Here is an 18,526-nt window from a genome sequence, read left to right on the forward strand (position 1 = left end):
GGGGCAGTGTGTCCGGATAACAGAAATTGACCAATTATTAGGCAATCACGCCCGCAGCTGAGCGGTCATGGCGCTAATCTACCCAGCCTGCGAGACTTGCTGGGTCGCTATGAGAAATCCGGGCTAAGAACTAACTATGCCCGTGACGTAGTCTGGTCCTAACAGCGATTAGACCACGTTCTGTGATATTGAATATACGAGCGCTCGGTATAACAGTATGACCATCCAACCCATAAATGCTTTATTTCTATAGCATTAAACCTACACGTGATCGCACCCTGCAATATCAACGAATTCCTCATAACATGCACCAACCTGTCGCCCGCTAACCAATGTAGCCAAACCAACCACACCGCGCCAATGAGGCAGATCAACAAATCAGGCAGGCGTAAGCCGTCTCCCCGAATCGGGCGACAGTCTCAAAGAAAGGATTTATTCGAAGGGAACTTCAGAGATGGAGATGGGCAGTTGGTCTGCCCTACCCCTCAAACATAAGGAATCAACGATTCCCCATACAACGCTAGCTCTTCCAGCACATGCCGATCCTTCGCCTCCAGTTCCGGCGATTGCAGCCGTTGCTGGATGTCCGCGAAGAAGCCTTCCAGCGAGCGCCAGCCGGCTTTGGGGTGCATCAGGCGTTGTTGCTTGAATGCTTCCCAGCGTTCCTGCTCTTCCGACTCCAGGGTCTGGGGGTAGTTGCGGGCGCGGTAGCGAAAGACCATTTCCGCGAGGCGGGCGTCGTCGAATTCGGGGGTGGCTTCGCCCATGACTTCCACCGGCTGCTGGAGCAGTTGTTCCAGGCGTTTGCGGTCGTTGGGGCTGAGGAAGCCGCCGGCGTAGAGCTGTTCGTCGGGATCGGTCAGGTCGCCGGGGCCGTCGTCCTGGGGTTGGTAGACTTCAGCCAGTTTCTCGCCCAGTCCCCTCGCCTGCCGCAGTATCTGGAGGTTGGCGCGCAGGGTGTCGCCGTCCAGTTGCAGTTGTTCGAGGCGTTCCGGGCTGAGGGATTTGAGCATGGTGCCCGGGGCCAGCACCGGGCATTTGTTGAGCTGGACGGCTTTCAGGGGGAAGCGCTCCTCGTCGCCCAGTTCCGCCTGGGTGGTGAACAGGCGGCGGCGGATTTCCTCGACGTCGGCGTTGATCAGTTCGGTCGGGTCTTTACGCAGGTCGTAGACGATGACGGCGTTCTTGTTGACCGGGTGCTGGGCCACCGGGGCGATCATGGCGCAGCAGCCGATGGACGCGGGGTATTTGCTGGACACGTGGAACACCGGCTTCATGGTGGCCAGGTCGAGCATGGAGCGGGCGGAGTGTTTGTCCTTGTGCTCCAGTACGTACTCGAACAGCTTGGGCTGTTTGTCCTTGATCAGCTTGGCCAGCGCGATGGTGGCGGTGACGTCGGACATGGCGTCGTGGGCCGCTTCGTGGCTGATGCCGTTGGCGGCGGTCAGCTCTTCCAGGCGGAAGCTGGGGGAGCCGTCCTCCTTCTTGGGCCAGTTGATGCCCTCGGGCCGCAGCGCGTAGGTCAGGCGCACCATGTCGATGATATCCCAGCGGGAGTTGCCGTTCTGCCATTCCCGGGCGTAGGGATCGCGCAGATTGCGATACAAAGTATGGCGGGTGACTTCGTCGTCGAAGCGCAGGCTGTTGTACCCCACCACACAGGTGCCCGGCTGGCTGAAGGCCTCGTGGATCAGGCTGATGAACTCGGCTTCCGGGTAGCCTTCGGCACGGGCCTGCTGGGGCGTGATGCCGGTGATCAGGCAGGCGACCGGGTCCGGCACGTAGTCTTCGGTGGGCTGGCAGTAGATGACCAGCGGGTCTTCGATGATGTTGAGGTCCGCGTCGGTGCGTACGCCGGCAAACTGGGAGGGCCTGTCGTGCACCGGGTCGGCGCCGAAGGTTTCGTAGTCGTGCCAGTAGAAGCTTTTAATCACGTGTTTGCCAACCTCAGCCATGTCGTTTGGCTGCCGAGTGTAGCAAAGCCGTGAAAAGGGATCAGCAGGCCGGCCTCAGAAGAGACCGACACCGCGATCGATGTATTCGGTCCGCGCCCGGGAAATGCCGTTCTGCAGGGTGGTCAGGTCCATCTGCATGGACGTCGGAATATTCAGGTACACGCCCGCGGCCGCATCCACCGCGGTGCCGCCGGTGGCGTTGCTGGCCCAGCTTACCGGGGCCTTCTGGAAGGAGATGAAGAAGTCTTCCGTGGGGCTGACGGTGCCGTCGCCGTTGTCCGCGCCGATATCCAGGGTTTTTAGGTTGGTCAGCGGTGCGCACTGGACGCCGGCGGTGCAATCGGTGGCGGCGTCGTTCAGGCCGATGTAGCTGGCGCGGGTGTTGGTGGCGTTGCCGCTGGCGTCGTAGAGCTGGGCGTCGGAGACGTTGCCGCTGCTGTCCTCAAGCTTGATGCCCAGGTTGCCGGAGAAGCTTTCGAAATCGCCGGAAAGCGTGCCCCGCGCCTGCCCGAAGCCCATGCGGAAGCCGACGATGTCACCGTTCTCTTCGGCCAGCTCGAAATACGGGTTGCTGGCTTCGAATGGCACAATCTCGTTGACGGCATAGGTCTGGCCGTTGAGCTGGACCTGGGTGGCGTCGGTGGATATGTGACCGAGCGACAACTGGCTGACCAGCACGTCGGAGCCGTCGCCGGTATCGCCGAGGGCCACGGTGTCGATGTTGGTCTGGATTTCGGCATCCAACCCCATCGTCACGCGGGTGTAGCGGTGTTCCGGCGTTCCATCGATATCCACGGCCATCATGGCCTGACCGGTGACTTGCTCCATCTCGCTGTCGGAGATGGGCTTGAGTTCCGCCTGTACGACTGATGACAACATCAGGCCGAAGCACACCGGGGCCACGCGTTTAAGCGCATCCCTGTTCATTGTTAGTGTCTCTGAGTGGTTGACTGCTGTCCGACAGTCACTGCGGCAAGACGCGACGTGTTGTTTTTGTTGTCCGGCCTGATGTCCGGTATCGCAGCCACAGCATTTTTAGGAGCCTTGCAGAGGCCCGTTATTATTTGCTTGTGTGACGACTATAGGTGGGCATTTCGGTCATTTAAGTGAGACCTGTCACATTAGGCCACGGAATCGTCACCGGTCATTCGAAACTGTGATTGAGGTCTTACAACAAATTACATTCTGTTCATCAAAATGCGCGGCGAATGCGCTAGTTTTGCGGAAATGATTCAGCGGGCCTATGACGACGGAGTGCCATACCCGACCTGTGAGTGACTGCTAGACTTCTTACACACGTCAATGAGTTATAGGCATGAGTTACCGCGTCCTGATCTGTGACGACTCCTCCATGGCCCGCAAGCAGATGGCCCGCGCCCTGCCCGACGGCTGGGCCGGCGATGTGCGCTTTGCCGAACACGGCGAGGCCGCCCTGGAGATCATTCGCGAAGGCGACTGCGACGTCCTGTTCCTGGACCTGAACATGCCGATGCTCGACGGCTACGGGGTGCTGGAGGCGATTGCCGGCGAGGATTTGCCGGTGATGACGCTGGTGGTGTCCGGCGATATCCAGCCCGAGGCCCGCAAGCGGGTGCTCAAACTCGGCGCCATGGATTTCATCCGCAAGCCCACCGATCCGGAGAAGATCACCGAGATTCTGGGCGCCTACGGCCTCTACAGTGAGGCGGACTCGGCGGAGCCGGCCCCGTCGCCCAGCCCGCAACCCCAGCCCGATGGCACGCTGGATCTCAACGCCTACCTGCAGGAAATGTCCAACGTGGCCATGGGCCAGGCGGCGGACCTGCTGGCGCGCCTGTTGGATGTGTTCATCAAACTGCCGGTACCGCGGGTGGCCACGCTGGCCCAGAGCGAGTTGATCATGGCGCTCGGTGCCGCCAGCGAGCGCGACAGCTATTCCGCCGTGTGCCAGGGGTTCAATGGCGCCGGCGTGGCGGGCGAAGCGCTTTTGCTCTTTTCGGATGCCAGCTTCGACGATATGGCCCGGCTGCTGGGTTACGAGGGCGACAATCGCAACGCCCTCGAACTGGAAGTCCTGATGGATCTGTCCAGCATCCTGTTCGGGGCCTTTATCAAGGGGCTGGGCGATCAGCTGGACCTGCACTTCGGCCTCAGCCACCCCACGGTGCTGGGTCAGCATCGTCAGGTCAGCGACCTGCTGGAATACCACGAGGCCCGGGATCAACAACTGCTCAGCATCGAGATCAACTATGCCATTGAGGATTACAACGTGGTGTGCGATCTGCTGATCCTGCTGACGGCAGACTCGATCCCCCAGCTTCAACAAGCCATCGACTACCTGACGGAGTAACCCATGGCGATCAACCAGGACGACATGCTCGAATTCCACTGGCTGATGGACATGCTGGAAACCGTCGAGGTGGGCCTGATCGTGCTCGACGCCGAGTTCCGGGTGCACGTGTGGAACGGCTTTATGGAAAACCACAGCGGCGTGACTGCGTCGCGCATCAAGGACCAGAACCTGTTCGATTTTTTCCCGGATCTGCCCGAGCCGTGGCTGCGACGTAAGGTGAAGTCCGTGCGGATGCTCAAGACCCGGGCCTTCACCACCTGGGAGCAGCGCCCCTACCTGTTCCATTTCCGGAACACCCGGCCGATCACCGGCACAGCGCCCTACATGTACCAGAACCTGACCATCAGCCCGCTCACCAGCGCCGACGGCGAGGTGCGCATGGTGTGCCTGATGGTCTACAACGTGACGGACATGGCCGGCGGCAAGCTGGCACTGGAACAGGCCAACGAGCAGCTGTTGCGCCTGAGCGAAACGGACCGCCTGACTGGCCTGCTCAACCGGGGCACCTGGGAGAGCCTGCTACAGGCGGACTACGAGCGCTGCCGGCGCTACGGCAACGATTCGGTGCTGGTGATGTTCGACATCGATCACTTCAAATCGGTGAACGACACCTACGGCCATGTGGCGGGTGATGAGGTGATTCGCCGGACCTCCGACGTGCTGCGGTCCAACCTGCGTCATGCGGATTTGGCAGGGCGTTACGGTGGGGAGGAGTTTGCCATCGTGTTGCCGGAGACGACCGTCGATGGTGCGGTGGCGTTGTGCGAGCGCATTCGGCAGACGATCGAATCGTCACCGGTGGACACCGGGACGGCGCGGATCCGTTACACGATCAGTCTGGGCGTGGCGCCGATCACCGACGACACCGAGACCCCGACGCAATGGATCGAGCGGGCCGATGCCGCCCTCTACGAAGCGAAAGAGGGCGGCCGAAATCAGACCTGCGTTACGGACGTGCCGTCACGCGCTGAGTGAACGAACCGGCCGGTCGACCAGTCCCTTCACGGCTTTGTCGTAGATCTCTTCACGCTCATCGTTGTTGGTGATGCACAGCCCCAGGTCGCGCAGCAGGCCGTCGGCCACGTCATACACCCAGGCGTGAACCGACAGTTCCTGACCGCGAGCCCAGGCGTCCTGGACGATGGTGGTCTGGCACACGTGGCGTACCTGCTCGATGGCGTTGAGTTCGCACAGGCGATCGATCTGGTCCTGTTCGCTCGGCAGTTTTTCCAGTACCGGCTTGAACTGGTCGCGGACATCCTGGATGTGGCGCAGCCAGTTGTTGATCAGGCCCAGACCCTGGTCTTTCAGGGCCGCCTTCACGCCGCCGCAGCCGTAGTGGCCGACCACCATGATGTGCTTGACCTTGAGCACTTCCACCGCGAACTGGATGACCGACAGGCAGTTGAAGTCGGTGTGCACCACCACGTTGGCCACGTTGCGGTGAACGAACACGTCACCCGGCATCAGGTTCATGATCTGGTTCGCCGGCACGCGGCTGTCGGCACAGCCGATCCAGAGGTATTCCGGGGACTGTTGATTGGACAGACGCTCGAAGAATTGCGGATCTTCTTCCTTGATCTTCTCTGCCCAGTCACGGTTACTTTCAAAGATATGATTAAGCCGTCGCATATTTTCCTTCTCTGGTTGGGGAGCCGCTACCCGGCCCGGTCGGCGGTGACCGGTGACGTTCAGCAGATCCAGTAGAGCCCATCGATGGCCGGGATATTGCGGGAGGGCGCGCCACCCCGGCCATCAAACCAGCGCCGGTCGGGTACCGGCGCACAAATTGAACGGGATATGCCCGTCAAGTTCAACCCATCGGGCTGGTCGTTGCCTCCAGCGGGGTGTGGATCGACGACTGTGCCAGATCCAGCAGCTCCCGCAGGGCGACGGAGAACATCGCGTACTCCGGCTCCCGGGTGCTGCGCAGTTCGGAGAGCATGGTTTGCCACCGATCGACCATCGGCTTGTGGCGTTCGATCCAGTCGTCGATGGCGGCACCGACGTCGCCTTCCTTGCCGCTGATGCGTAACACGCCGGTGGTCAGCGCACGCTGCTGCCAGTCCAGGTCCTCGCGGAAGCTTTCCCGCGCCAGGGCTTCCCAGTGGGAAGACGGCGACAGTTTGGCCACCGCACCGGCGAACCAGTTGAGGTCCAGCCGCTCGCCCAGACTGTAGTAGAGGTTGGCCACCTGCTTGAGCGGCACCTGAGTGGTCTCGTGGGCCTCGATGATGCCCAGCGCCGAGTACAGGTAGGACGTTCCAGCCACCACGGCCGCCACATCCTCTGGAATCGACTTCTTGACCAGCGCGTCGTAGTGCTCGCGCCATTCCTCGCCGGACTGATGGCCCAGGTAATCCGGCAGCTGCGCAATGATATCCGACAGCGACTTGGCAAACCGGTCCACATGGGACTGGATGTTCAGCTCGCTGCGGCGGTTGCGCAGCAACCAACGTACGGCCCGGCGGACCAGTCGGATCAGCTCGTTCATCAGCTCCAGCTGCAGGGCCGCCGGCACCTTGTTGTCCAGCGCCTCGATCTTGTTCCACCACTCGTCGATGCGGAACACGTCCCGGGCGATGAGCCAGGCCATCGCAATGGCCGACACTGACGCGCCGGTGGACTTGGCCAGCCGGTCGACGAAGGTGATGCCCATGTGGTTGACCATGTCGTTGGCGATCTGGGTGGCGATGATCTCACGACGCAGTTGGTGCTCGCCCAGTTCCTTGCCGAATTTCTTGATCAACGCGTCCGGGAAGACCTTGTTCATTTCTTTGGCCAGGGACGGCTCGTCCGGCAGATCGCTCTCGGTGAGTAGCTGCTTGAGGTCGCCCTTCACGTAGGAAATCAGCACCGACAGCTCCGGCCGGGTGAGGCCTTTCTTGTCGAGCTTGCGCTCGGCCAGGGTTTCCTCATCGGGCAGAAATTCCAGCTCGCGGTTGAGCTTGCCTTCCGACTCCAGGGTGTTCATTAGCCGACGGTACTCTTCCAGCCGGGTGGTGGTATCGGTGTTGGCGATACTCAGGGCCTGGGTCTGGCGGTAGTTGTTGAGCAGCACCAGCTCGGAGACGTCGTCGGTCATCTTCTCGAGCATGTTGTTGCGCTGCTTCTCGGTCAGATCGCCATTGGCCACCACACGGTTGAGCAGGATCTTCATGTTCACTTCGTGGTCGGAGCAGTCCACCCCGCCGGCGTTGTCGATGAAGTCCGTATTCAGGCGGCCGCCGTTCAGACCGAACTCGATGCGGCTGAGCTGGGTCATGCCCAGGTTGCCGCCCTCGCCCACGACTTTGACCCGCAGTTCCTTGCCGTTAACCCGCAGGCCGTCGTTGGCCTTGTCGCCCACATCGCTGTGGGTCTCTTTCGAGCCCTTCACGTAGGTGCCGATGCCGCCGAACCACAGCAGGTCCGCCTGGGCCTTGAGGATGTGGCTGATCAGCATATTGGGCGGCACGCGGTCCGACTTGATGTTGAACAGCTTCTTCATTTCTGCGCTGACCGGGATCGACTTGGCGCTGCGGTTGAACACGCCGCCGCCCTTGGAGATCAGGTCGGCGTTGTAGTCGGTCCAGGCGGAACGCGGCAGCTCGAACAGTCGCTTGCGCTCCTCGAAGCTCTTCTTGGGATCCGGTGACGGGTCCACGAAGATGTGCATGTGGTTGAACGCCGCGATCAGCTTGGCGTGCTCGGAACGCAGCAGACCATTGCCGAACACGTCCCCGGCCATGTCGCCGATCCCGATCACGGTGAAGTCGTCCGTCGCCGGGTTGATGCCCAGTTCGCGGAAGTGACGCTCCACGGACACCCAGGCGCCCTTGGCGGTGATGCCCATCTTCTTGTGGTCGTAACCCTGGCTGCCGCCGGAGGCAAAGGCGTCGCCGAGCCAGAAGTCGTATTCCTTCGACAGGCCGTTGGCGATGTCAGAGAAGGTGGCGGTGCCCTTGTCGGCCGCAACGACCAGATAGTGGTCGTCCTCGTCGTGGCGCACCACGTTCTGCGGCGGGCGAATAGCGCCGTCGATCAGGTTGTCGGTGACGTCCAACAGGCCACGCACGAAGGTCTTGTAAGCCTCGATACCCTCACGTTGGAAGGCGTCGCGATCGCCGCCGTCAGGCAACTGCTTGGCGACAAAACCACCCTTGGCACCCACCGGCACGATGACCGCGTTCTTGACCTGCTGGGCCTTGACCAGACCCAGGATCTCGGTGCGGTAGTCCTCGAAGCGATCCGACCAGCGCAGGCCGCCGCGAGCCACCTTGCCGCCGCGCAGGTGTACACCTTCCACCCGCGGCGAGTAGACGTAGATCTCGAACATGGGCATGGGCAGCGGCATGTCCGGGATCTCGGACGGACGGAACTTGTAGCTGATGTACGGCTTGTGGTTGCCGTCGGCGTCCGCCTGGAAGTAGTTGGTGCGCTGGGTGGCCTTCATCAGGTCCAGGTACAGGCGCAGGACGCGGTCCTCACTGAGGTTTTCCACGTCGTCCAGGCCGGCGTTGAACTCCAGCTCCAGCTTCTGCTGGGCCGCCGCGCTCTTGCCGGCACTCTGGTTGCGCTCGGGATCGAACCGCACGGCAAAGAAGTCGAGCAGGTTCTGCGCCAGGCCAACGTGGTTGACCAGGGTGTTGGAGATGAACGTCTGACTGTTGGAGATGCGGATCTGGCGCATGTAGCGCGCGTAGGACCGCAGCATCGCGATCTGCCGCCAGTCCAGGTAGCAGGCCAGGATCAGGCGGTTGAAGTTGTCGTTCTCTGCCTCGCCGTACCAGACCCGGCGGAAGAGGTCCTCGAAGATCGGCCGGATGCGGTGGATATCGACGATCTTGCCGGTGTAGGCCTGCAGCGAGAAGTCGTGGATCCACACCGAACGACCGTTACGATCCACCACCTCAAAGGGGTGTTCGCCCAGCACCCGGAAGCCGAGGTTATGGAAGATGGGCAATACGTCGGAGAGCGGCAACTGCTCGTCGGGCGCAAACAGCTTGAAGTGAACCGTGCTCTCTTCCTCTTCCAGAGCACGGTAGAAACTCATTTCCAGTTGGGAGCTGTTCGCCGCGTCGACGATGTGCTCCAGGTCGATCGCCGCCCGGCGTGGAGAGAACTTGTCCCGGTAGCTGCCGGGGAAGGCGTTGCGGTAGAGACGGATCAGCTCGTTGCCGCGTTCCTCGCCATGGGTCTCATGCAGGGCATCGGACAGGCCGTCGCGCCAGGACTGCGCCAGGGCGATCACCTGCTCCTGAATGTCGTGGACCGGCAGTTGCCGGTTTTCCACCTGTGGCACGCGGATGGTGAACTGGACCCGGGCCAGCACCGATTCGGAGAAGTGGGTCACGAACTCGATGTCTTCGGCACCCAGGCGTTCCATCAACACCTGTTCCACGTTCAGACGCAGCTCGGTGTTGTAGATGTCCCGCGGGAAGAACGCCAGGCAGGTGACGAACTGACCGTAAACGTCCTCGCGCATAAACACCTTGATCATGCGGCGTTCCTGAATGTACAGGATGTCCAACGCCACCCGGTACAGCTCGTCCGCTTCGATCTGGAAGAGTTCATCGCGGGGGTAGACCGTCAGGATCTGGTCCAGCTCCTTGCCGGCGTAGTCGTCCCGCAGGAAGCCGGAGCGCTTGATCACTTCGGTGATCTTGCGGCGCAGCAGTGGGATCTGGTCAGGGCGCTCCTGATAGACGTGGGAGGTGTACAGGCCGAGGAAACGGCGCTCACCGATCACCTCGCCCTTGGCGTTGAATTTCTTCACCGCGATGTAGTCGGGATAGGCCGGCCGATGCACTCGTGAACGCTGGGCCGACTTGGCGAAGATGAAGATGTCGTCGGTGCGGGTCATCTCGGTGCGGGTGCGCTGGGGCAGCTCTTCCAGCCGGACTTTGACCGGCCGTTCGTTGTGGACCCGCAGGATGCCCATCTCGGAATTCGGCACCTGGGTGACCAGCATGCCGCCCTTCTCCTTGACGAAGTCGTATTCGTCGTAGCCCAGGAAGGTGAAGTGATCGTCCGCCAGCCATTCCAGGAAACGGTGTGCTTCCTTGATGTCGTCGTTGCTGATCTTGGCCTTGCAGTTGTCCAGCTCTTTCAGGATCTCGGCGGACTTGGCCTTCATGGCCGGGAAGTCGTCCACGGCGATGCGCACTTCCTGCAGCACCTGCTGCAGCTCGTCTTCCAGACCGCGCAGCTCTTCCGGGTCGCTGTGCCGGTCGATCTCCAGCACGATCATCGCCTCGTAACTGGTCTTCGCCTTACTCGCCTTGCTGTCCCGGTCGTGGAGTTTCTTGAGCTTGCCGTTGCGGTCGCGCTCCACCTGGAGGATCGCGTGGTAGAGCGTGTGGGTTCCGATTTCGCGCTGGTTGATGGCGATGCGGATCGAGTCGATCAGGAACGGGATGTTCGGGTGGAGGATAAAGATAACGGAGTGGGTCGACTGCCAGCCGTCGCTTTCCAGGTCCGGGTTGAACACCGCCACCGGTGAATCCGCTGCCGCGCGGTTCTGGATGAACTTCCAGGCGGCGAGCACGGAACCGTAGACATCGGCAAACCGGCGGGCCAGGAGCTCATCAAGCGGCAGGTGGGATAAATGTTGAACTGCAAATTCACTGATCTTCTTCGCTTCGGTCTTGTTGATCTTTTCGGCAAAGGCTTCGGCCAGCAAGTCATGGAACTGGTCCTTGCTGGTCACCGTCAGCGCGTTCATGTGCTACCCCAACTTTCTGAATGAATGTTAATAAACAAATCCAGTGGAGACCTGTCACAGACTGGGTTCCACTACCGGGTCATGACAGGCAGCTGGCTTACTCCACTAGCATAGTCAAACCCTTGATTTTTGCTGGTAGGTTACAAACACTGGTCGCTTACAGCGATTGTGGTCAATACGGACCCCGGACTGGTTTGCAACCTAAGCACCCTACGAATCGTTCATGACGACCCCGGGGTGCTTTTCGTCCGATGCGGTCCGAAACAGAAAAATGGCAGGGAGTGGTTGAAAAAGATCAGACGGCGATTGCGGGATACATGACGCGCAGCAAGGAATGTCCACCTGATGGGCAGATCTAATGGAAACACTGTGCAACACTGCAACTCGCCACAGCATGGGCTTTTTCAACAGCTCCGAAACAAACGGAAGGATCAATGTCGTTACAGCGTATATTCGGGGATCTGCGATCCCAATTAGCGAAAAGGATCATAGGGCAGGAAAAGCTGGTGGACCGGCTGCTGATCGCCCTGCTCGCCGACGGCCACCTGCTGGTGGAAGGCGCCCCGGGTCTGGCCAAGACCACCGCCATCAAGACCCTGTCTGACCACATCGAAGGGGACTTTCACCGCATCCAGTTCACGCCCGATTTGTTGCCATCGGACGTGACCGGTTCTGAAATCTACCGCGCCGAGACCGGCCTGTTCGAATTCCAGAAAGGGCCGATCTTCCACAACCTGGTGCTGGCCGATGAAATCAACCGGGCGCCGGCCAAAGTGCAATCCGCCCTGCTGGAAGCCATGGGCGAACGCCAGGTCAGCGTGGGCATGAAAACCTTCCCGCTGGACCGCCTGTTCCTGGTCATGGCCACCCAGAACCCGATCGAGCAGGAAGGCACCTATCCCCTGCCCGAGGCGCAGCTGGACCGGTTCCTGATGCACGTCACGATCGACTACCCGGATGCGGGCGCCGAGCGCGACATCCTCCACCTGGCGCGGCGCGATTACCAACAGGGCGTCGCACCGACGGACCTGCGCCTTCGTGCCGATGACATCTTCCAGGCCCGCCTGGACGCCAGCGAACTGTACATGGCGGAGGCGGTCGAGGATTACCTGGTGGCGCTGGTGCTGGCCACCCGCCAGCCGGACACGCTGGACCCGGACCTGGCCCGCTGGATCGCTTTCGGTGCCAGCCCGCGCGGCACCATTGCGCTGGACCGCTGCGCCCGCGCCAAGGCCTGGCTGGACGGCCGGGACTTCGTCAGCCCGGACGACGTGCGTGCGATCGCATTCGACGTGCTGCGCCATCGCGTGCTGCTGACTTTCGAAGCCGAGGCCGATGGGATCACGCCGGACGACGTTATCCAGCGCCTGATCGATCGGGTACCGGTGGCCGCCTGACACCATGCCGGACGCCTCTCCACTGATTCGCATTGACCTGCCGGAGCTGATCCGCCTGCAGGCGGACGCCCGCGCCCTGCGCCTGCCCGGCACGCGACCGGTCACCGTACGCCAGGCCGGCGTCAACCGCTCGCGGCAGAAAGGCCGCGGCATGGTGTTCTCGGAAGTGCGGCTCTACCAGCCCGGCGATGACATCCGCAGCATCGACTGGCGGGTCACCGCGCGCCGGCAACAGCCACACACCAAACTCTACGAAGAGGAACGGGAACGCCCGCTGCTGATCCTGTGCGATCTGGGCGACTCGCTGTATTTCGGCAGCGAAGGTGCCTACAAGCGCGTGCGTGCGGCGCAGGTGGCCGGGCTGATTGCCTGGCTGGGCCTGTTTGCCGGCGACCAGGTGGGCGGCATCGTTTTCTCCGACCGGGAATGCGACGTGCTGCGACCGGCCCGCCGCCGACGCGCCGTGGTGCGTCTGCTGGACAGTCTGGTGCAGCGCCAGGACGACCATACCGGCCGCTCGGGCCAAAGCGCGACCGGGAGTAAACTGGATGAAGCGTTGCGTGAGGCACGTCGTATCGCCCACACCGGCAGCCGTGTTTTCATCATCAGCGACTTTATTAACCTGTCGCCCGAAACTCCGGCGCTGATTGCGCAACTGGCCCGGCACAATACGATCAGCGCCCTGCGCATCATTGATCCGCTGGAACAGGCGCTGCCGGAACGGGGCCGCTTTGCGGTGGCCGGACCGGACGGGCCGCTCTGGTTCGACGCCGGGAACGCCGCCTTCCGCGAGGCCTTCCAGGCGAAAGTGGCGGAACACGAATACCAGGTGGACCGCTGCTTCAGTCTGGCCGGGGTCAAAGCCGTTCCGATCTACACCGGACAGCAGCCGGCGCAGGTCCTGAAAACCGTGCTCGGCCCGAGGGGCCGACTGGGATAAGCACAACGGTCACAACAACAGCATGACACAGGCAGTACAACAACCCATGAACCAGGGCGATCCTCTCGCACAACTGCGGGACATCCACCTGCCCGAACCCGGCGGCTTCTGGCCGCCCGCGCCCGGCTGGTGGATTCTTGCCGCGCTGGTGCTGATTCTGGTGGCCGCCGTCCTCTGGTGGTTCTGGCGCCGGCACCGGCGCAACCGCTGGATTCACGACGCCAAGCAGGAATTGGCCCGGCTCAGCGCCTCGGCCCGGTCCGACAACGACTGGTTTACCGAGCTTAATGCCCTGCTCAAACGCTGCGCCCGCCAGCGCTACCCGGACCAGCATCCGGATGCCCTGAGCGGATCGCAGTGGACCGATTTTCTCGCCCGCACCGAACCGACGCTTGAGCGCCAGCAGGTGGAAGCCCTGGTAAACGCCGCCTGGCGCCCGTCACCGGGCATCGAACCGGACCAGGCCCGGGCGCTGGCTGAACGCTGGCTGGGAGGGCAGAAATGCTGAGTTTTGCCTATCCCTGGCTGTTGCTGCTGGTGCTGCTGCCGCTGCTGTGGTGGCGGCGTCGCAAGACCGATGCCGACCAGGTGGCCGCGCCGGCCATCCCCGTGGGGCACTGGCTGGCGGACCTGCCCGGCGTCAGCCGCAGCGGCAATGCCCGCAGCCTGTGGCAGAAGGTGCTGCTGCTGGTGGTGTGGATGCTGCTGGTCGCTGCCCTCGCCCGCCCCCAGTACATCGGCGAAGGCGTCAACCTGCCGGTCACCGGTCGCGACCTGCTGATGGCGGTGGACATCTCACCCAGTATGGAAGAGGAGGACATGATCGTGGGCCAGCGCCAGGTGAACCGGCTGACGGCGGTCAAGAACGTCCTCGATGAATTCATCAAGCGCCGGGAAGGCGATCGCCTCGGGCTGCTGTTGTTCGGTACCCAGCCTTACATCCAGGCGCCGTTATCCTTCGACCACGAGACCATCCAGACGCTGTTGCAGGAAGCGCAGCTGGGCATGGCGGGCCGGGCTACGGCGATTGGCGACGCCATCGGCCTGGCGGTGAAACGCCTGCGGGACCGCCCACAAGAACAGCGGGTGCTGATCCTGCTCACCGACGGCGCCAACACCGCCGGCGAAGTCAGCCCGGACAAGGCCGCCGAAATCGCCGCAGCCGCCGGCGTGCGCATCTACACCATCGGCATTGGTGCTGAAGCCATGTTGCAACGCGGCTTCCTGGGTACCCGCAAGATCAACCCGTCCCGGGATCTGGACGAAGACCTGCTCAAGCGCATTGCCAGCCAGACCGGCGGCCAGTATTTCCGCGCCCGCAGCACCCCGGAGCTGGAATCCATCTACGAAACCATCAACAAACTGGAGCCGATCGAACTGGAAGGCAAACAGTATCGCCCCACCACCGACCTGTTCTACTGGCCGGCGGGCCTGGCCGTGGCCCTGTTGTTGATCGGTCAATTGCTGTCCCACGTGCGCCGGCGTGACGTTCCGGAGGTGAGTCATGGCTGACTTCCACTTCGTGCGGCCGCTCTGGTTACTGCTCCTGGTGCTGCTGCCCCTGATTCCCTTCCTGCTGCGTTTCCAGGGTGAAGGTCAGAGCGGTTGGGCCCGGGTGATCCCCGAGGCGCTGCTGCGGCCGCTGCTGGGCGAAGCAGTGGAGCAGAACGCTCGCCGTAAACGCCCGGGCATTATCCTCGGCACCTTGGTGATCGCCTGTGCCCTGGCCCTGTCCGGCCCCAGCTGGCGCGAGGCACCCACACCCTTGATGCAGGAAAACGACAGCCTGGTGGTGGTGCTGGACCTGTCCCTGTCGATGCTGGCCCAGGATGTGGATCCGGACCGGCTGACCCAGGCCAAGCGCAAGATCCGCGACATCCTGGCCCAGCGCGGGAGCAGCTTCACCGCGCTGGTGGTCTACTCTGGCGATGCCCATGTGGTCACGCCGCTGACCGATGACGGCCGCACCATCGAGAGCCTGCTGGGTGTGATCGATCCCTTCATGATGCCCGCCAGCGGTAACCGCGCCGACCTGGGCGTGGAGGAGGCGGAACAACTGCTCGAACAGGGCGCGCCCGGCAAAGGCCGCATCCTGCTGGTCACCGACGCGCTGCGCGCCAGCGACTACCAGTCCATCCGCGAAACCCTGCAGGGTTCGCCCTACAGCCTCAGTACCCTGGTGGTGGGCACCCGAGAAGGCGGCCCGATACCGCTGCCCAAGCGCGGTTTTATCCGGGACGGCGACCATGTGGTGATCGCCAAGGCACAGCCGGATCGACTCGCCCAGCTGGCCAGCGCCACGGGCGGTCTCAGTTCGCCGGTCACGCTGGACGATGACGATATCCGCACCCTGGAACTGCGCTCGCAGGACAGCGACGACTGGCAGGAAAGCAAGCGCGACCTGACCGTCAAACGCTGGAAGGACGACGGCTACTGGCTGCTGTGGCTGGCTGCGCCGCTGGCCCTCATTGCCTGGCGCCGCGGCGCCCTGCTGTTGATTCCGCTGGTGCTGCTGCCGCTGATGCCACTGCCCGCCCAGGCCATGGACTGGGACGACTGGTGGAGCCGCCCGGACCAGCGTGCCGAGGAGCTGATCCAGAAGGACCCGGCGGTCGCGGCCGATAAGCTGGACGACAGCGACTGGAAAGGCTCCGCCCTCTATCGGGCCGGCGACTACGGCCGCGCGGCCGATGCCTTCGCCAAGGCGGATTCAGCGGATGCCCAGTACAACCGCGGCAACGCCCTCGCCCGCAAGGGCAACCTCAAGGACGCCCTGGCCGCCTACGACAGGGCACTGGAGAAAAATCCGGATAATCAGGACGCTCAGTTCAACCGCGACCTGGTGAAGAAACTGCTGGAGCAACAGCAAAAACAGCAGCAAAAGCAGAATCAACAGAACCAGCAGAAACAGGACAACAAGTCGTCGGACCAGCAGAAAAAGCAACAGGGCCAGTCCGGTCAGGGTCAGCAGAACAAGCCCAACCAGGACCCGTCCTCTTCGCAACAACAGCAGAATAGCCAGCAGGGGGAGAACCCGTCCCAGCAGGACCAGAACGCCGACCAGGGCAAGCAGGGAGAGCAGAATCAATCCCAGCAGCAATCTGGCCAGCAAAAACAGGACGATCAGCAATCCCAACGCCAGTCCGCCCAGCAACAGGGGCAGTCCGGCGAGAAATCCGGCCAGGAAGCCCAGGCCGAACCCCAGCCTGCCGACAAGGCCGGCGATGAAAAGCAACTGACCCAGAGCCAGGAACAATGGCTTCGGCGGATACCGGACGACCCGTCCGGCCTGATGCGCCGCAAATTCCTTTACCAATACCGTGAGCGCGGCAACCAGCAACAAATGGAAGGCGATACACCATGGTAAATCACGTCCGGCAGATGCTCCTGCTGATCCTGATGGCCCTTGTCACGACCCACACCTGGGCGGACGAGAAAGGAACGCTCGACGTTCACGTGGATCGGAAGACCCTGCACGAGAATCAGACCCTGACGTTAACGGTCAAGGGCGAGATGCCGTTCTCCATGGATCTGGACATGCTGTTCAACATCGGCGATCTGGAGCTGCCCTCCCCCGAAGAGGATGCGCTGAAGGAGAACTTCGAGATTCTCAGCAAGCACCAGAAGTACAGCCTGCGCTCGGTCAACGGCGACGCCACGGCCATCGTCACCTGGATCTACGAACTGGCGCCGAAGAAAACGGGTCAGTTGGAAATCCCCTCGCTGAAATTCCGTGAGGCCCATTCCAACCCCGTGACCATCACTGTCGAGCCCGGTGATGCCCCCGCGCCGGACGGTACCGCCCGCCCCGCCTTTGTCGAGGTGGAAACGGACAAGGATTCGGTTTACGTGCAGGAGCAACTGGTCCTGACCGTGCGCCTGTTCTACCGGGGGAACCTGATCCGCGGCGACCTGAGCCAGCCGGATCAAGGGGATGCGATCGTCGAATCCATGGGCGAACAGCAGGAATACGCCCGGGTCCGCAACAACGTACGTTATCGCGTGGTGGAACGGCGCTACGCCATCTACCCGCAGTCGGCCGGCACGCTGACCATCGACGGCATCAAGTTCAACGGACAGGCCCGGGACGACACCGGCAACCTCACCTTCCTGCGGGATGCGGCCGACCCGCTCGATATTCCGGTCAAGGGGATTCCCGCCAGCTTCACCGGCGACACCTGGCTGCCGGCCAGCAGCCTGGAACTGTCCCAGGACTGGAGCGATCCCAGCAGCACCCTCAAAGCCGGCAAGAGCGTGACCCGGACATTGACCCTGAACGCCCTGGGCCTGCTGGGTTCCGCGCTGCCGCCGCTCAAGGTCGAGTACCCGGACGCCGTGCGCAGCTACCCGGACAAGCCGGACCTGAAATCCAACGTGGACAACCGCACGGTCACCTCCTCGCGCACCGAGAGCACGGCGCTGGTGGCGGTCAAACCGGGCCAGATCACCCTGCCGGAAGTCCGGGTGCCCTGGTGGGACACCGTGAACGACAAGGAGCGCGTCGCCGTGATCCCGGCCCGCACGGTGACCATCACCGACAGCGCCGGCGTGGCTGCAACCCCGCCTGCCGCCAAGAACTCGCCGTCGGCGCCGGACAAGGCCGAGCCGGTCGTTGCCAAAACCCGGGACACATCGATGGCCGAGTCGCCACAGCCCCTGCACTCACCGCTGGACAACACCTGGCTGTGGCTCGCTGTCGCGCTGGGCACCGGTTGGGCGCTGACGGTCCTGTTCTGGTGGCTCAACCGCCGACGCGCGACGGATCCGTCCGGGGAAAGTGGTCCACAAGGTGATCCGGCGGAAGCGGCGCTTTATGCGGATCTGGAAAAAGCCGCCCGCGCCGGCGAAGCCCAAACGCTCAGTCTGCTGCCACGGTGGGCCCGCCAACGATTCGGCAACCAGCATCTGCGCAGCGCCGGCGATGTGGTTCGCTTCAGCACCGACGAAACCCTGGCGGAAGAGCTGGAGAAGCTGCAGGAACGGCTCTACGGCGGCAAGGCGTCCGAGACCCACTGGCAACCCGAGCCCCTGCTCAAGGCCCTCCAGCGGCTGCGCGATCGCCCCCAGCGACAGGCTGCGCCGGGGCTGGCACCGCTGTATCCGTCGAGCCTGAAAGCGGGCAGCGCTAACACCTGAACGGGAGCGGCCCGCCTGACCGGGCGTTTTCATCGCCCATAAAAAAACCGGAGGCCACGC

At 62.7% G+C, this 18,526-nt stretch carries 12 protein-coding genes; 8 read left to right on the plus strand and 4 right to left on the minus strand.

Annotated elements, in window-relative coordinates; genetic code table 11:
• Window positions 1-485: 485 nt before the first annotated feature.
• Both sbcB and EB809_RS11315 read right to left on the minus strand, forming a co-directional pair.
• Window positions 486-1,934 (minus strand): exodeoxyribonuclease I, encoded by a 1,449-nt coding sequence (gene sbcB, locus EB809_RS11310; RefSeq protein ID WP_123635024.1) that lies wholly within the window; start codon window positions 1,932-1,934, stop codon window positions 486-488.
• 75 nt (window positions 1,935-2,009) lie between these two features.
• Window positions 2,010-2,882 carry a DUF6160 family protein gene (locus EB809_RS11315; RefSeq protein ID WP_123634932.1) on the minus strand — a complete coding sequence of 291 codons (873 nt, stop codon included), beginning with the start codon at window positions 2,880-2,882 and terminating at the stop codon, window positions 2,010-2,012.
• Window positions 2,883-3,270: 388 nt separating this feature from the next.
• Between EB809_RS11315 and EB809_RS11320 the strand changes: the two genes are divergently transcribed.
• Both EB809_RS11320 and EB809_RS11325 read left to right on the plus strand, forming a co-directional pair.
• Entirely contained in the window at window positions 3,271-4,284 is a 1,014-nt protein-coding gene (locus tag EB809_RS11320; RefSeq protein ID WP_123634933.1) for a response regulator, read from the plus strand.
• A gap of 3 nt (window positions 4,285-4,287) precedes the next feature.
• The gene (locus EB809_RS11325) at window positions 4,288-5,262 is read left to right on the plus strand and encodes a sensor domain-containing diguanylate cyclase (protein WP_123634934.1); all 975 of its coding nucleotides are present in this window, start codon (window positions 4,288-4,290) and stop codon (window positions 5,260-5,262) included.
• Here the strand turns inward: EB809_RS11325 and can are convergent.
• Window positions 5,248-5,919, minus strand: a complete 672-nt coding sequence (gene can, locus EB809_RS11330) for a carbonate dehydratase (RefSeq protein WP_123634935.1) — start codon at window positions 5,917-5,919, stop codon at window positions 5,248-5,250. The two genes, EB809_RS11325 and can, sit on opposite strands and share 15 nt — an antisense overlap.
• 181 nt (window positions 5,920-6,100) lie before the next feature.
• Window positions 6,101-10,993 (minus strand): NAD-glutamate dehydrogenase, encoded by a 4,893-nt coding sequence (locus EB809_RS11335; RefSeq protein WP_123634936.1) that lies wholly within the window; start codon window positions 10,991-10,993, stop codon window positions 6,101-6,103.
• A 434-nt stretch (window positions 10,994-11,427) separates the two neighbouring features.
• Here EB809_RS11335 and EB809_RS11340 point away from each other — a divergent pair, with 434 nt between their 5' ends.
• Genes EB809_RS11340 through EB809_RS11365 form a run of 6 tightly spaced genes read left to right on the plus strand, consistent with a single transcriptional unit; the run spans window position 11,428 to window position 18,466 of the window.
• Window positions 11,428-12,390, plus strand: coding sequence for an AAA family ATPase (locus tag EB809_RS11340; RefSeq protein ID WP_123634937.1), 963 nt, complete (start codon window positions 11,428-11,430; stop codon window positions 12,388-12,390).
• A 4-nt stretch (window positions 12,391-12,394) separates the two neighbouring features.
• Window positions 12,395-13,330 carry a DUF58 domain-containing protein gene (locus EB809_RS11345; RefSeq protein WP_123634938.1) on the plus strand — a complete coding sequence of 312 codons (936 nt, stop codon included), beginning with the start codon at window positions 12,395-12,397 and terminating at the stop codon, window positions 13,328-13,330.
• Window positions 13,331-13,352: 22 nt separating this feature from the next.
• Window positions 13,353-13,838 (plus strand): DUF4381 domain-containing protein, encoded by a 486-nt coding sequence (locus tag EB809_RS11350; protein WP_223807921.1) that lies wholly within the window; start codon window positions 13,353-13,355, stop codon window positions 13,836-13,838.
• Complete coding sequence (locus EB809_RS11355; RefSeq protein WP_123634939.1) at window positions 13,832-14,842, plus strand: VWA domain-containing protein; 1,011 nt, start codon at window positions 13,832-13,834, stop codon at window positions 14,840-14,842. Before EB809_RS11350 ends, EB809_RS11355 begins: the two co-directional genes overlap by 7 nt.
• The gene (locus EB809_RS11360; protein WP_123634940.1) at window positions 14,835-16,697 is read left to right on the plus strand and encodes a VWA domain-containing protein; all 1,863 of its coding nucleotides are present in this window, start codon (window positions 14,835-14,837) and stop codon (window positions 16,695-16,697) included. The genes EB809_RS11355 and EB809_RS11360 overlap by 8 nt, the downstream gene beginning before the upstream one ends.
• Complete coding sequence (locus EB809_RS11365; RefSeq protein ID WP_123634941.1) at window positions 16,691-18,466, plus strand: BatD family protein; 1,776 nt, start codon at window positions 16,691-16,693, stop codon at window positions 18,464-18,466. Before EB809_RS11360 ends, EB809_RS11365 begins: the two co-directional genes overlap by 7 nt.
• Window positions 18,467-18,526 lie beyond the last annotated feature (60 nt).

The organism is Marinobacter sp. R17, assembly GCF_003789045.1.
Taxonomy (GTDB): Bacteria; Pseudomonadota; Gammaproteobacteria; order Pseudomonadales; family Oleiphilaceae; genus Marinobacter_A; species Marinobacter_A mangrovi.

Coding starts and splice junctions, on each gene's coding strand:
- EB809_RS11320 (WP_123634933.1), top strand. CDS start 3,271: ATGAGTTACCGCGTCCTGATCTGTGACGACTCCTCCATGGCCCGCAAG.
- EB809_RS11335 (WP_123634936.1), bottom strand. CDS start 10,993: ATGAACGCGCTGACGGTGACCAGCAAGGACCAGTTCCATGACTTGCTG.
- EB809_RS11350 (WP_223807921.1), top strand. CDS start 13,353: ATGACACAGGCAGTACAACAACCCATGAACCAGGGCGATCCTCTCGCA.
- EB809_RS11345 (WP_123634938.1), top strand. CDS start 12,395: ATGCCGGACGCCTCTCCACTGATTCGCATTGACCTGCCGGAGCTGATC.
- EB809_RS11355 (WP_123634939.1), top strand. CDS start 13,832: ATGCTGAGTTTTGCCTATCCCTGGCTGTTGCTGCTGGTGCTGCTGCCG.
- EB809_RS11325 (WP_123634934.1), top strand. CDS start 4,288: ATGGCGATCAACCAGGACGACATGCTCGAATTCCACTGGCTGATGGAC.
- EB809_RS11365 (WP_123634941.1), top strand. CDS start 16,691: ATGGTAAATCACGTCCGGCAGATGCTCCTGCTGATCCTGATGGCCCTT.
- EB809_RS11340 (WP_123634937.1), top strand. CDS start 11,428: ATGTCGTTACAGCGTATATTCGGGGATCTGCGATCCCAATTAGCGAAA.
- can (WP_123634935.1), bottom strand. CDS start 5,919: ATGCGACGGCTTAATCATATCTTTGAAAGTAACCGTGACTGGGCAGAG.
- EB809_RS11360 (WP_123634940.1), top strand. CDS start 14,835: ATGGCTGACTTCCACTTCGTGCGGCCGCTCTGGTTACTGCTCCTGGTG.
- EB809_RS11315 (WP_123634932.1), bottom strand. CDS start 2,882: ATGAACAGGGATGCGCTTAAACGCGTGGCCCCGGTGTGCTTCGGCCTG.